Origin of the sequence: Sporolactobacillus terrae (assembly GCF_019930545.1) — a bacterium.
In the GTDB taxonomy this organism is placed as follows: domain Bacteria; phylum Bacillota; class Bacilli; order Bacillales; family Sporolactobacillaceae; genus Sporolactobacillus; species Sporolactobacillus terrae.
This window is the reverse complement of sequence record NZ_CP082837.1, coordinates 3,292,146-3,306,049: the sequence shown is the minus strand read 5'-3', so window position 1 is coordinate 3,306,049 and position 13,904 is coordinate 3,292,146. Positions and strand designations below refer to the sequence as shown.

Sequence of the window (13,904 nt, the reverse complement as noted above, 5' to 3'; positions counted from 1 at the left end):
TCAATTTCTAAGCGAAACTGCAGATCATTACAGAAAGGTACACAGCTAATTGGTCCATTTGTCGTGTCCCTAAAATCCGAGAGACGGTATTAACCGTTCCTCGGATTTTTCTTCACGCTCATCTGTTACTCTATTCGTCGCACTGACTCACCTGGGACAAACCGATCATACACAATGCACTGTCGGCTTACTGAATTTTCCGATTGAGACGAAGAATTCAGCAAGTCTAAGAGTTGTTTCGATACCTCATTACCGATTGCCTCACTATCCTGATCAATACAACAAATCTTTGGCGTAATTAGGTCATCATTGTCAATAGAACCAAATGATACGACAGAATAATCTTCAGGAATCCTCCTTCCTTCTGACTTTACAGCATGCAGAATTCCTTCAGTCATCAAGTTGTTTGAACTAACAACCCCTGTAACATCCTTAACTTCCATGATGATTTTCTTCATTGACTTGTACCCAGAATCTCTTGAATAATCGCCTTCTAAGATCAACTTTTCTTGAACCTGAAGTCCATGTGTCATTAAAGCCTCTCTATAACCCTGCAAACGTTCGAATCCAGTGGATGTGTGCAACGGACCTGAAACCAATGCAATTTTCTCATGTCCCATCTGAATCAAATGTTCAGTGAGTAGATAACTTTCAGCTGCGTTATCGTTTCCAACATAGGGAACTCTTAATCCAGAATGCTTTCGATCAAGCAACACAACTTTTATGCCATTATCAATCACAGTTTGAATGTTTGCTGCATTTTTTGAGACCGAAGAAATTGCCACTGCATCCACATTTTTCTTAATGAGCATGTTCAGAAATTGCTTTTCTTTTTTCTGGGATTCATCGGTACTGCATACGAGTAAATTATAGCCTTTTATAAACAAGTGCTGATCCACGATCTTAGCAATTTTTGCATAGTAAGAGTTTGTAATATCAGCAACAACCATGGCAACTAGATCTGACTGATGTGTTCTCAGATTTCGCGCAACATGACTCGGTGAGAAATTCAATTCTCTGACGGCTTTAAGTACCTTGGCACGCGTCTCTTCCCGAACTGGGTAATTATTATTAAGTACGCGAGAAACTGTAGCAGTAGATACATTGGCTCGCTTTGAAACTTCTTTAATCGTTATGTTTTTCATCGCATTCACATAATTTCCTTTTTTTCAAATAGGATTAAACAGGTACATACACGTATTGTACCTAAAAGAACCACCATCTTTCAAGAAATCGTTATCTTTTTAGTATTTTCAAATCTTAGGATTTGTCTCTCTTGCACTATTGTTTGGTTAAATAGCATTAAAAAAACGCAAGTTTAAGAATCTTACTCCATGAGTCGTTCATTCTTCAGAACTTGTGTTATAGAAAATGATTGCGATTAAACCACTAATTAGCAAATTTCCGGATCTAGATGAGTCCCCTCGATCTCTTCCCCCCTCACTTATGATCATTGCTGAATCAGAATGTAACTCCAGAGCAAAAAAAGATAAGCATCTATAATGACCCTCGCGTGTCAAAATAGACCCTTATCTGATTATTTTACGTATAGAGTTGTTCAAACAGCTAAGTTAAGCGTTTACAATTGTTTCTGAAGTAAACGCGTAAATACAGCTGCGACATGTTCTGACGTAAATCCATAAGCTTTCATTACATCATTGCTTTTACCGGAAGCACCAAAACGATCAATAGTGATTAATTTTCCATCCAAGCCGACATAGCGTTCCCAACCAAAGGAGGCTGCCATTTCTATAGCTACACGATTCGTTAAATTCGGCGGAAGAATATGCTGCTTATAGTCTTCACTTTGCCTATGAAACAGTTCGAACGATGGGAGGCTAACGACACGTACATTAATCTGATCATTCAGCAATAACTTCTGCGCCTCAATGGCAAGCGCCACTTCAGATCCGGTAGCAATGAGAATCCCTTGCTCAGGTTGCGATGAAAAGGCTTCAGAAACGACATAACCACCACGTCGAACACCTGCTTCTGCACCGAGCACTTCTCCTTCATAAGTTTTGGTGTTCTGCCGTGTTAAGACAAGTATAGTGGGTACGTCCTTACTTTCAATTGCAATACGCCATGCTTCTCTAGTTTCCACAGCTTCTGCAGGACGAATCACATTCAAATTAGGAATTGATCGCAAACCAGCCAGTTGCTCAATCGGCTCATGAGTCGGGCCATCTTCGCCTACTGCAATGCTGTCATGAGTAAAGACGAATATTGATGGGATCTTCATTAACGCTGCCAAACGAATGGCTGGTTTCATATAATCAGAGAATGTGAAGAAGGTTGATCCATAAGCCTTAACCCCACCGTGTAAAGTCATTCCGTTCACAATTGCAGCCATTGCAAACTCACGAACACCGAACCAGATGTTGCTGTGATCATAGTGATCCGCTTGGTAGTCACCCTTATCATTAAGATAGGTTTTCACTGAAGAAAACAGGTCGGCTGATCCACCAAATAACTGTTGCCATTTTTTGTTCAGTGCTTGTAAAATGTTACCTGAATAACTGCGTGTCGCGCCATTTACACCTGGTTCATATTGCGGAAGAGCTTGTTCATAGCCTACAGGAATATCACCCGACAGAAAGGATTTCAATTTCCTCCATTTCTCTGGATATACCTTGGCATAGTCCTCAAGCAACACATGCCATGCTCGTTCGGCGGATTCACCCTTTGCACTCGTCTTGGCACACTGGTGATAAACTTCGGCAGGTACATAGAAAGGCTCATAATTCCAGCCGTAGCCCTGCTTCGTCAATCGTGTCTCCTTTTCGCCAAGTGGTGAACCATGAACTTTATGTGTCCCCGCTACACCAGGCGCACCATAGCCAATCACAGAATGTACTTCAATTAAAGTCGGCCTATTTACATTTTCTCGTGCACGGTTCAACGCCTGCTCAATCGCACGCGTATTATTGCCATCAGCTACTGTTAAGGTTTGCCAGCCGTAGGATTGAAAACGCATTTGAACATTCTCGGTAAATGCCTTGTCGGTTACCCCATCCAAAGAAATCTTATTGGAATCGTACAAAACGATCAATTTTCCTAACTGTAAATGACCGGCTAACGAAGCTGCTTCAGCAGTAATTCCCTCCATTAGATCTCCGTCACCGCACAGCACGTACGTAAAATGATCGATAACAGGATAAGCTGGGCGATTGAACATTCCGGCAAGATGAGCTTCAGCCATTGCCATTCCCGCCGCCATTGCAAACCCCTGCCCGAGTGGTCCGGTCGTCGCTTCAACACCAACGGTTTCACCGTATTCCGGATGTCCTGGAGTTTTACTTCCGAACTGCCGGAATTGTTTCAAATCATCGATCGTTAATCCATAACCAAACAAATGCAGCAAGCTATATAACAAAGCTGAACCGTGACCGGCTGAAAGAACAAAACGATCGCGATTAAACCATTTAGGATTTTTCGGATTGTGACGCATCGTCTTAGACCAAAGAGTATACGCTGCCGGAGCTGCTCCCATCGGCAATCCTGGGTGTCCTGAATTGGCTTTGTTGATCATGTCAATCGACAACGTACGAATTGTATCAATGGCTAATTCATCCACTGTTTTCTTCATATCAAGAATTCCTTTCTGTATGGCATGATGAGATAGAATTATATTCAGCAGGATGCTCTATATCTTGTCGCATTTCTACTTAGCTTAAGATGCTGTAGCCTAATGATTGAATGTCCCTTGCAAAGCCTCTCACCGTATCCAGCGAAACATCTAATTGACTCTTGCCGATCTTACTTAACTTCTTAAGGATCGACGGTGGAACCGTAATGATGTCGCAGCCAAGCTCCTGCGCTTGGAAAACATTAATAACTTCCCGTGTACTTGCCCATAGTAGATAAGCTTCCTTAACAGGCCCACAAATCTCAGCACTCTGCTTTACGAATTCAGTAGGGTCCGTTCCTGTATCTGCAACACGTCCGGCAAAAACAGAAACCAGATTCTTTGTGCCGGGTGCGAATGCTGCGACACAATCATTCACCTGATCAATCGTTGCAATTGCTGTAACATTAATAAAAATTCCTTGATCAGAAAGCTTTTTAATCAGCGGTGCGGTGCTTTCACCATCCGCTGTGATAATTGGAATCTTCACATAAATGTTGCTGCCGAGCTGATGAATAACCTGTGCCTCCTTTTCCATCGTTTCGAAGTCATTACTAAAAACTTCAAAGGAAAGAGATTTGTCAGGAAATTCTTTAACTACTTCTTTTGCAAACGTAAGATAATCTTCAACACCGGCACTTTTCATTAGTGATGGATTAGTTGTGAATCCGGTTACAAAATTAAGTTTAGCCATTTCTTTCATGTCCTTAATGTCAGCGCCATCCGAATAAACATCAATTTTTAAGTTAGAAAGATTCATCACACACAACTCCGTTCATATAGTAATCGTTTACTTTTTTCTTTCACATAAACCTTATCATATCATGCTACATTTCTCAATATTAGTCTTCCAGGGAATGTGACTTATTGGTGACCGTTGATCGAATGTCATATTTGATTTCGCTGATAAAATACCAAGCAACCCATGCAAACTCAACAGCCGTTGCAATAAATGAGAACTGCATCGTGGTCGCATCAGAAATCAAACCCTGAATGACAGGAAGAACAGCCCCTCCGACAATTGCCATAACAATGATCGCGCCGGCAGTTTCAGTGTGGCGCTTGTCATCAACCGTCTCTAAGGTACGCGCATAAATCGTTGGCCATCCCGGACCCAGTAGTAAACTGACACCAACGGCTAAATAAATTGCGATCATATTAGGGATAAACGTTGTTCCAATCAACATGACCGTACCAATGACTGCATAGACGGTCAACACAATGGTCTCTCGGAATCTAGATAACAAGTAACTGGCAAGAAAACGGCCAACAAAAAAACAGATATAGCTGTAAAGCATAAAATTTGCAACGTACTTTTCATTAAAGTGCGGAAACATATCGAGCGCTAGCCTCATCGTAAAGGACCAAACCCCTGTCTGTACCCCCATATAGAAAAATTGTGCCAAAACCCCTCTCCAATAACGCTTGTTATGAAGCAAGTAGTTCATCGTCTCTCCGAACTTGGCCGAATCAATTTCACCCGATTTCTTTCGAACCTTCCCAGAAGGAAATTTAGTTACGGAGAAGAGGATGATCATCACGATGAGAACGATCAATACATATATATATGGTGTCAAAGTTCGCTGTAGTACTTGCTGACCAAATTTTATTGCTTCTGCATCACTAAGCCTCGCCATTTCTTCTTGCAGATTGTGATCTGTGAAGACGAGATATTTTCCTAATAGAATACCAATAATGCCGCCAATGGCATTAAATGTTTGACTTATATTTAAACGTACGGTAGCCAATCTTCGCGGCCCCAATAATGAACTATAGGTATCCGCAGAGGTCTCAAGAAAACTGAGTCCAATGGCTATGACAAAAATGGCAATCAAAAATACGCTGTACGTCGCAAGTCTAGATGCAGGAAAAAAGAGAAAACAGCCAAGACTAAAGAATGTAAGTCCAGCAATAATCGCCAGCTTATAGCTATTTTTTTTGATAAAGAGCGCAGCTGGAATGGCTACCAGAAAGTATCCTCCATAAAAAGCGCTTTGCACGAAAGCGGTTGCAAAATCACTCAGCTGGAAAACACTTTTAAATTGTGTAATTAAAATGTCATTTAAGCTTGCAGCAATCGCCCATAGAGCGAATAGAATGGTAACCAAAATAAATTGAAAAGTAGGCGTTTTATTCAGATAACCATCAGTCTGTTCAACCCACCCCTTTTTTTTTGACATGTCATATGCCCCCTTATTCATTTTTAGTTTAATAGAGCGATTCCAAAGTAAAACGATCGATCAAATGGCTGTCTTTCGTTCTTCAAGAAAATGATCAACCTCATCTTTACTTGGAAGTGAGGGTTGCGCCCCCATCTTGGTTACCGTAAGTGCTGAAGCTGCAGCTGCATAACGCATCGTTTTTTCTATTGACCAATCATTTGCTACCCCATAGGCAAACGCACCTACATAGGAATCTCCGGCTGCCGTTGTATCGATAGCCTTAACCTTATAGGCAGGCACGTTGATCTCCGTTGATGCATTTTTGAAATAGCTTCCCTTTTCACCAAGCGTTATTAAGACATTATTGTATCCCTGCTTTAATAAAGCTTCTGCAGCACCACGAATATGCGGCTCAGTATCTGCAACGATGCCACCAGTAAGTTGCACGACCTCATGCTCATTAGGAATAATATAATCCACCATTGGGGCATAGTGCAGATCAAGTTTTTGTGCTGGTGCCGGGTTTAAAAGTACAATTTTCCCATTACGCTTCCCTAACTTTATTGCTTCATAGACAGTGTCAATGGGGATTTCCAGCTGTAAAATAATAATATCCGACTCTTTAATTACATCCTCAAGAGCAATAAGTTGTTCTGAAGTAAATGTGAAATTTGCTCCGGGTACAATAACGATTCGATTCCGTCCATTGCAATCAAGTTGAGGATTCCCGATTCCTGAACTCGTTTTATCCGTAAACATAACATGACTGTGTGCAATCCCATTTGCTTCTAGTGAAGCAATTTGATCCTTCCCAAAACTATCCGTTCCTAATTTCCCGATCATCTCCACGGTTCCGCCAAGCCGAGCAGCAGCAACCGCTTGATTCGCTCCTTTTCCCCCCGTAAATTGACCAAATGAATTTCCGATTAGGGTCTCACCCTCATTGACAAATCGATCCGATTGAATCACCAAATCCGTCATAAAGCTACCAATCACAAGAATGCTTTTCATGGCACTTCCTCCTCATCTCCAAAGATACGCCTTACCAGAACATGCCCAGCCATAGAGAGAGTTCGAAACCTTTCTCATTAGAGCAAGATTTTTTAAAGTTCCTCTCCGAGTAGCCGTTTGCCAAGAGCACCGCCGGGATGGAATACAGCAAAATCATTAGGTTTAAATCCTTTAAGATGGGAAACAGTTAAAGCAACGGCATCTCCAACTACTAAGGCAGCAGTTGAACTGTTTGACGGGGCAAGATTATATTCATCAGCTTCTCCTGAAACTTTGACTTCAAGCAATAAGTCACTCTTCTTTGCCAAACTGGACTCTCTATTCCCTGTTAATGCAATAACTTTGCAACCAATTATTTTCAATGAAACAAATGTATTGAGTACCTCTTTTGTTTCTCCACTGTTTGAAATCGCAACGACAAGGTCATCTTTCTCAATCATTCCAAGATCACCATGTACCGCCTCAGTAGCATGAACAAAAAATGAAGGCGTACCGGTGCTTGCAAATGTAGCCGCCAATTTCTTGCCAATGTGTCCGGATTTTCCCACACCTAAAAAAATTACTTTTCCAGTCGTATTGAGTACAGCATCAATCACTTGGTTGTACTCTTGATTGATTTTTGTTTCGATATTCTGCAAAGAAATTATTTCCTGATTTATAACTTTTTTTAATAGCTGATCATATTTAGCAGTCATTTTAAATCACCCTTCTCCATAAAATAGTAATCGTTTACTTTTTTATCAATAAAAAAATTCCCCATTTAATGACGAAAATGACTTAACGAACACCAATCATGAGCAAAATGTTCGCAAAAACGCGTTCCTCAGCTGTGTTAATTCCCAATTTCAGATTATCTGCCTTTTTGCAAGCATCATAGAATTCCTGACGTCCCAGCTTAGTAAGTTCATCAATCTCTAAAATTTTCTTAAACTCATTATAAATTTCAGGATCCTCTCCCGTTCCAGGACTCATCACTTCAGCTTTTTCAAAATTCACTTGACTCTTTAACGCTAACAGCACATCCGTAACCTTTGGTAAACCGGGTTTTAGTGCTAGATAAACCTTCTCCGTCTTTTCATTGACATCAGAGTCCAGAGGATAATTTCCGTCCGTAATCAAAATTTTGTCACCATGACCACAGGCTGCAATCGCTCGTAAAATGGCTGGATGTAATAGTTCTGTAGTTAACATGATAAACCCCTCCCACAAAAAGTAATCGTTTACTAAAGCGCTTACATATTGTATATTATTCCCTCGCTTTAAAAATGTCAATGATAATATTTTGCTTTTTATCAGCGTATACTACGATAAATCGTCACCCTCAGTACTGCAGCTCATCCTTGACAGTAACTAACCTTAATTTACTTTGTTAATTTTTGAACCTTACTGCGCGCGGTGATTTTGCCTAGCCTCACAAAAACACCTGTAGATAAAACACCTTTTTTAAGTGTCTTAACTACAGGTACCCGTGTATCCGTTCTGTTTCTCACTTTATTCTTCTTATTATACGAACACTCTATTCTAAATGTAGTGTTCAATTTCTTTACCCGCCTTTTTCAACTGATCAACAAGTTGTTGACGATCCTGATTAATTATTCTTTCTCTTGGTCCGGAAATGCCAAGTGACGCAATGACGTTGCCGTTGTAATCATGAAGCGGGACACCATAGGAAACCACGCCTTCATCTAATTCGCTGTCAGAGAATGAATAGCCATCACGGCGAATTTGATCAATATCTTCCATTAAACTTTTCTTGTCTGTTAATGTATGTTCAGTATATTTTTTAACCAATTTCAATTCAAAAAGTTTATCAATAAATGATTCATCCAAGGAAACCAAAAGTGCTTTAGATGTTGCCCCACAATGCAATGGGACAATTCCACCCTGAACTGAAGTTACTTTCACAGGACGAAGTGAAGCGATGATATCCAGGCATACCGCTTGAAAATTAGAACGAACAGATAAAATAATCGTTTCTTCTGTTTCCTCCATGAGTTTCTCCATAATAGGTCTGGAAACCGTCATTAAACCGTTATCACTCCGCACAATTCTCGCCATCTTCAAGAAGCGATAGCCTAGGCGATATTTTCCATCGGATGCTTCCATAACATAGCCAAAATCCTTTAAAACACGTAAGTGTCTATAAGAACTGCTTACAGGCTGATTTAATCTTTTTGCAATTTCAGAAACCGTTAATGCGCGATTTTCAAAATCAAACAAGTCCAGTATTGCTAATGTTTTTTCAGCGCTCATAATATCTTCCTTTTCCAATGATCAAAACAAAATTCACATACTGAATTCTATTATGAAACCGTTTCTAGTATTCATTATAGCAAATTTTGCTTATCAAAAATATTTGATTATGCGTATCAACGTGAATGCTTGACTATTTTTTGATCAATTTTATTTATTTGTCGCATACGGATATAATGACCATTTGCCGCTGCTAATGTCTGTTGAAACAACATCCCCATAACAACGGGAAGTGCCACCTGCGGCGAAAAATAAGTAACCGCAACGACAACCCCTGTACTGATGTTTCTCATTCCACCTGTGAAAATTAGCGCAACCGCATTCTCGTTACTTTGCTTGAATAAATGACTCAAAATCCAGCAAAATCCAAAGCCACTAATAGAAATCAAAAGAACAACTAGAGTTATTTTCACAAAATTAAAATCTATCCTTTTCATATAAGATGCCAAAGATGAGCTATTAATCGCAATAATAAACGGTAGGCTCATTTTGGCTATTGGTGATAAAATGATCGTCACATTTTTGACCACCGATTTATCTCTAATGATTTGATTTGTCGTCATTCCGGCAATTGTAGGCACAACAATCATAAAGAGCAACCCCAAGATTAAGCTGGCCACATCCATCTGAATCGATTGCCCGACCAATAAATGAATGCTGTAAGGGACAATAAGCGGTGAAAGCATCGTATCAATGAAGATAATCGCTAATGCAATCGGTATATTCCCATGATACATTGACACCCAGATCACACTTGTAATACCTGTAGGGATAACGACGGCGAGAATTAACCCAGTGGTTGTATACACATCCCCGTAAAAAAACAAATGACCAATACTCCATGCCCACAGCGGAGTGAGCACATGAAGAATCGTCAATGAAACAAACAGAGTCAATGGATGGGCCATCGCATGACGAGCAGTTGTAATATTTGATTGAAGGCTGCCTGCAAATGTGATCAATGCGAATAGCCATGGAACAAGAGCGGTAAAGGGTTGAAACAAAGGAGCTGCTAATATACCAATAATCACACTTGCTGGTGTTAAAATCGGCAGCCATTTGCCGAGAAAACGATTGATCGCTAAGAGCAAAGCGTAACACTCCCTCGAAGGGACATAGAATCACTAGAGCAGGACGCGCTTTTGTTTCCTGCAGTACATAGATACATAGAGAACGTTTCACTCCTTATCAAGGTTGAGAAAACTTAGCACTTCACGACATGAAGGATCGGTTTTCCCTGAGAAAAACGATGAATATTTTCAAGTGTTACATCGGCAATTCTTTGAATGCTCTCAATGGTTGATCCGCCAATATGAGGGGTAACCAATAGATTATTCAGATCAGGCACCATTTCAGGAGGTTCGATTTCACGAACATCAAGCGCCGCACCACCGATTTCGTTTATTTTTAAAGCATCAAATAGTGCCTTCTCATCAATAATTGCGCCGCGCGAGATATTGATGAGAAACGCATTAGGCTTCATTTTTTTTAATACTGAAGCATCAATGATATGATAATTTGTCTGGTTCAAAGCAGTACAGATCACAAGATAGTCAGATTGAGAGAATAATTGATCCATTGATACAAAGGAAACATGCAGAGATTCCGCCGTTTTTTCATCCTGATGGTAACTAAATGCCAGCTTATTCATTTGAAAAGCATCGACAATACGGGCAAGCTTCTTGCCAATAGTCCCAAATCCGAAAATACCCAGTGTTTTCCCATACAACTCAAGTCCTAGACTATGTTTCCAGCTGCCATTTTTTGTACGTGCATCAAGCAGTGACACTTTTCGTGAAAGTCCAATCATATAGCCAATAACCAGTTCAGCAACGGACCAAGCATTTTGGCCCGGAGCGTTACTGACAATAATGCCTTTTTTAGCAGCATACATCACGTCGATATTATCGACACCCGTTCCAAGCTTAATCATCCATTTAAGTGACTTGGCACAGTCAATTACGTCGCGACCGACCTTGGTTACCGCTAAGATATAGATGTCTGCATCCTCAATTCTCTCTTTTACAATCTCGGGATGCATTGATTGTTCAAACGTTAAGCACTCCACTTCTGCCCCTAGCTGTTCCATCTGCACGACCATCTCTTGATGAATCGGAACAAAGGCATTTCCGACACTAAAAAGTATTTTCATTTCACGCTCTCCTCATGAATACATAAAATCCTATCTGTATTTCTGCAGAAAATGAGCGAGCCGATCCATAGCTTGCTCCAGCTGATCATAACTCGCTGAATAAGCCATTCGCAGATAACCTTGCCCTTGATTACCAAACGCTTCCCCAGGAACACAAGCAATGTGTGCTTGCTCCAGCAAGGCAATGGCCAGTTCTTTTGATGACATTCCTAATGACTTGAATGAAGGAAAAACATAGAATGCTCCTTTAGGAACAACACAATGAACGCCATCCATTTGTTGAAGTCGACTGATGATTAATTTTCTTCGCTGATCGAATGCGTTCACCATAGCGCGAACACTTTCCTGAGAACCTTCATAAGCACTCACCGCACCATATTGGGCAAAAGAAGTCGAACACGATGTGTTGTATTGATGTACTTTGAGAATGGGCTGAATCAAATGTTCTTCTCCGGCAGCATAGCCCAGTCTCCATCCGTCCATGGCATAAGCTTTCGAGAACCCATTAATTACAATGGTTCGCTCAGCCATGCCTGGAAGACTTGCAAAACAAACATGCTTTGCATCGTCATAGATAAGTTTTTCATAAATTTCATCTGAAAGTACAATCAGATCAAATGCATTTGCGATCTCAGCAAGGGCTTGCAGATAGGATTTAGGCAACACGGCTCCAGTCGGATTTTGCGGCGAATTTACAATAAGCATTTTTGTTTTGCTTGTAACGCATTCACGTACATCATCCGGATTCAGAAGAAATTCTTCTTCCTCTCTAAGCGCGACGGGAACCGGAACGCCACCGGCCAATTTGACTATATTTTGATACTCCAGCCATGATGGATCAGGAACGAGTACCTCATCACCCAGATTAATGTAGGCAAGCATGGTGTCCAATATCGCTTCTTTGCAGCCAATCGTAATCACGACACCTTTTTCAGGATCAACAGAAAATTGATTCTCAACAGCTAGTTTTCGGGAAATCGATTCTTTTAATTCCTGAATACCTGCATTGGCCGTGTAATGAACCTTCCCCTCTTGAAGCGCGCGTATTGCAGCTTTTTTTATAGATTGTGGTGTGTCAAAATCAGGACGGCCAATTTCCATATGTGTTATACCTATACCACTTTTCTCCAACGACGCAGCGTGATCAAAAACCTGACGTATACTCGAAAAGGGGATGTCACTTATACGGTCTGAGCTATGTATCATCAATACACAACAACCTTTCATTTCGTTTTTATATAAGCATGCTGCAATTGATGCGTTAATCAGCCTGAAAATGATGAATGAACTCGGCTATACGTTTGTTCGAATGATTACGAAAGAGTTCATCAGGGGTTCCTTCAGCCTGAATAACCCCGTTTTCCATGAAAAGTACACGGTCCGATACTTGCCGAGCAAACTGCATTTCGTGAGTCACAACAACCATGGTCATTCCTTCATGCGCAAGGTCAGTCATGACTTTCAACACATCACCGACAGTCTCTGGATCAAGGGCAGAGGTTGCTTCGTCAAAAAGTATGACCTTTGGCTGCATTGCAAGTGCTCGAGCTATTGCAATTCTTTGCTGCTGTCCACCGGAGAGATGGTAAGGCATCTCATTTTTCTTATCAAACAAACCGACCTTCTTTAAGAGGCTTTCAGCAATGGCAACCGCTTCAGAATATGACTTTTTCTGAACCATCATCGGCGCATCAATGATATTTTGTAAAACCGTCCGATGCGTCCATAAGTTAAAATGTTGAAAAACCATACCGACTTGACTTCTCAACTCACTCAACTGAAACCGTGTGCGAATGGTCAACAGGTTCGATTTATTGGTTTTGTAACGGACTGCTGTTCCATCAATCAAAACCTTCCCACCACTTGGCACTTCCAATAAATTAATGCAGCGCAGCAATGTACTTTTTCCCGAACCGCTCGGACCGATGATGGTCACTACCTCACCTTGAGACACCGATAAATTTATATCACTGAGTACTTTTTTTTCTCCATAATTCTTTTTTAGATGTTGAATTTCAATCATTTTGGTCATCAGTTACGCTCCTTTCATTTAGTCTGTAGTTTCTTCTCAGCGAAGATTTGAATCAACATGATGACACTTGTCATCGCAAGATAGAGAACAGCAGCAAATCCAAGCGTCTCTAACGGTTTATAGGTACTGCTATACAGAGACTGTGCGTTCATCATCAAATCCGGAACCGTAATGACCGATACCATTGCCGACTCTTTTAAAATGGCAATACAGTTACTGATATACGGAGGAATAATAATTCGCACTGCCTGAGGTATTCTTACATGAAACATCACGCGCAAGGGACTCATGCCTATAGCTTCGGCAGCTTCAATCTGACCCTTTGAAACAGCAAGCATTCCTGAACGAATAATTTCTGCTTTAAATGCTGCCGCATTAATGGTTAATCCTAAAACACCGGCAACAAACGCGGACAGTCGAATTCCGAACGGTGTTGTATAATAAATAAGAAAAAGCAGAATCAACACAGGTAGTCCTCGAATCGCCCACACATAAGTTGCTGATAGTCCTCTAAGTACATTGCTGTGCGAAAGTCGCATTAAAGTTAACAAGAATCCGGCGATTGTTCCAAACAAAATGGCAAGTAGTGAAATTTCCAAACTAATTAATGCACCGTGAGTTAGTAAAGGTATACCTTGCTTAATAACTGAAAAGTCCAATGGGAGA

Annotated in this window: 13 protein-coding genes; all 13 read right to left on the bottom strand. The window is 40.8% G+C overall.

Annotated features, from left to right (window positions below; genetic code table 11):
* Nucleotides 1-125: 125 nt before the first annotated feature.
* On the bottom strand, nucleotides 126-1,145 hold the full coding sequence (locus tag K7399_RS15910) for a LacI family DNA-binding transcriptional regulator (protein ID WP_223362621.1): 1,020 nt from the start codon (nucleotides 1,143-1,145) through the stop codon (nucleotides 126-128).
* A 434-nt stretch (nucleotides 1,146-1,579) separates the two neighbouring features.
* Nucleotides 1,580-3,589, bottom strand: a complete 2,010-nt coding sequence (gene tkt / locus K7399_RS15905; protein ID WP_139691783.1) for a transketolase — start codon at nucleotides 3,587-3,589, stop codon at nucleotides 1,580-1,582.
* 79 nt (nucleotides 3,590-3,668) lie between these two features.
* The gene (locus K7399_RS15900; protein WP_139691785.1) at nucleotides 3,669-4,388 is read right to left on the bottom strand and encodes a transaldolase; all 720 of its coding nucleotides are present in this window, start codon (nucleotides 4,386-4,388) and stop codon (nucleotides 3,669-3,671) included.
* An 82-nt stretch (nucleotides 4,389-4,470) separates the two neighbouring features.
* Entirely contained in the window at nucleotides 4,471-5,808 is a 1,338-nt protein-coding gene (gene fucP / locus K7399_RS15895) for an L-fucose:H+ symporter permease (protein WP_218013119.1), read from the bottom strand.
* A gap of 60 nt (nucleotides 5,809-5,868) precedes the next feature.
* Complete coding sequence (gene rbsK, locus K7399_RS15890; protein WP_139691788.1) at nucleotides 5,869-6,801, bottom strand: ribokinase; 933 nt, start codon at nucleotides 6,799-6,801, stop codon at nucleotides 5,869-5,871.
* 92 nt (nucleotides 6,802-6,893) lie between these two features.
* Nucleotides 6,894-7,496: a KpsF/GutQ family sugar-phosphate isomerase gene (locus tag K7399_RS15885; RefSeq protein WP_139691791.1), complete on the bottom strand. Its 603-nt coding sequence runs from the start codon at nucleotides 7,494-7,496 to the stop codon at nucleotides 6,894-6,896.
* A gap of 82 nt (nucleotides 7,497-7,578) precedes the next feature.
* Entirely contained in the window at nucleotides 7,579-7,992 is a 414-nt protein-coding gene (locus K7399_RS15880; RefSeq protein ID WP_223362428.1) for an RbsD/FucU family protein, read from the bottom strand.
* A 330-nt stretch (nucleotides 7,993-8,322) separates the two neighbouring features.
* On the bottom strand, nucleotides 8,323-9,054 hold the full coding sequence (locus tag K7399_RS15875; protein ID WP_176557778.1) for an IclR family transcriptional regulator: 732 nt from the start codon (nucleotides 9,052-9,054) through the stop codon (nucleotides 8,323-8,325).
* Nucleotides 9,055-9,170: 116 nt separating this feature from the next.
* Nucleotides 9,171-10,145, bottom strand: a complete 975-nt coding sequence (locus tag K7399_RS15870) for a bile acid:sodium symporter family protein (protein WP_223362427.1) — start codon at nucleotides 10,143-10,145, stop codon at nucleotides 9,171-9,173.
* A gap of 113 nt (nucleotides 10,146-10,258) precedes the next feature.
* A complete protein-coding gene (locus K7399_RS15865) occupies nucleotides 10,259-11,206 on the bottom strand; it encodes a phosphoglycerate dehydrogenase (protein WP_139691796.1) in 948 nt (315 codons plus the stop codon).
* Nucleotides 11,207-11,236: 30 nt separating this feature from the next.
* Nucleotides 11,237-12,307, bottom strand: a complete 1,071-nt coding sequence (locus tag K7399_RS15860; protein ID WP_223362426.1) for a pyridoxal phosphate-dependent aminotransferase — start codon at nucleotides 12,305-12,307, stop codon at nucleotides 11,237-11,239.
* A gap of 160 nt (nucleotides 12,308-12,467) precedes the next feature.
* On the bottom strand, nucleotides 12,468-13,229 hold the full coding sequence (locus K7399_RS15855) for an amino acid ABC transporter ATP-binding protein (RefSeq protein ID WP_176557791.1): 762 nt from the start codon (nucleotides 13,227-13,229) through the stop codon (nucleotides 12,468-12,470).
* 23 nt (nucleotides 13,230-13,252) lie between these two features.
* Nucleotides 13,253-13,897: an amino acid ABC transporter permease gene (locus tag K7399_RS15850; protein WP_139691801.1), complete on the bottom strand. Its 645-nt coding sequence runs from the start codon at nucleotides 13,895-13,897 to the stop codon at nucleotides 13,253-13,255.
* Nucleotides 13,898-13,904: the final 7 nt, after the last annotated feature.

Bases quoted from the DNA above. Each gene is read 5' to 3' on its own strand.
- K7399_RS15880 (WP_223362428.1), bottom strand. From the start codon at position 7,992: ATGTTAACTACAGAACTATTACATCCAGCCATTTTACGAGCGATTGCA.
- fucP (WP_218013119.1), bottom strand. From the start codon at position 5,808: ATGTCAAAAAAAAAGGGGTGGGTTGAACAGACTGATGGTTATCTGAAT.
- K7399_RS15885 (WP_139691791.1), bottom strand. From the start codon at position 7,496: ATGACTGCTAAATATGATCAGCTATTAAAAAAAGTTATAAATCAGGAA.
- K7399_RS15910 (WP_223362621.1), bottom strand. From the start codon at position 1,145: ATGAAAAACATAACGATTAAAGAAGTTTCAAAGCGAGCCAATGTATCT.
- K7399_RS15900 (WP_139691785.1), bottom strand. From the start codon at position 4,388: ATGAATCTTTCTAACTTAAAAATTGATGTTTATTCGGATGGCGCTGAC.
- K7399_RS15875 (WP_176557778.1), bottom strand. From the start codon at position 9,054: ATGAGCGCTGAAAAAACATTAGCAATACTGGACTTGTTTGATTTTGAA.
- tkt (WP_139691783.1), bottom strand. From the start codon at position 3,589: ATGAAGAAAACAGTGGATGAATTAGCCATTGATACAATTCGTACGTTG.
- K7399_RS15865 (WP_139691796.1), bottom strand. From the start codon at position 11,206: ATGAAAATACTTTTTAGTGTCGGAAATGCCTTTGTTCCGATTCATCAA.
- rbsK (WP_139691788.1), bottom strand. From the start codon at position 6,801: ATGAAAAGCATTCTTGTGATTGGTAGCTTTATGACGGATTTGGTGATT.
- K7399_RS15860 (WP_223362426.1), bottom strand. From the start codon at position 12,307: ATGGAAATTGGCCGTCCTGATTTTGACACACCACAATCTATAAAAAAA.
- K7399_RS15855 (WP_176557791.1), bottom strand. From the start codon at position 13,229: ATGATTGAAATTCAACATCTAAAAAAGAATTATGGAGAAAAAAAAGTA.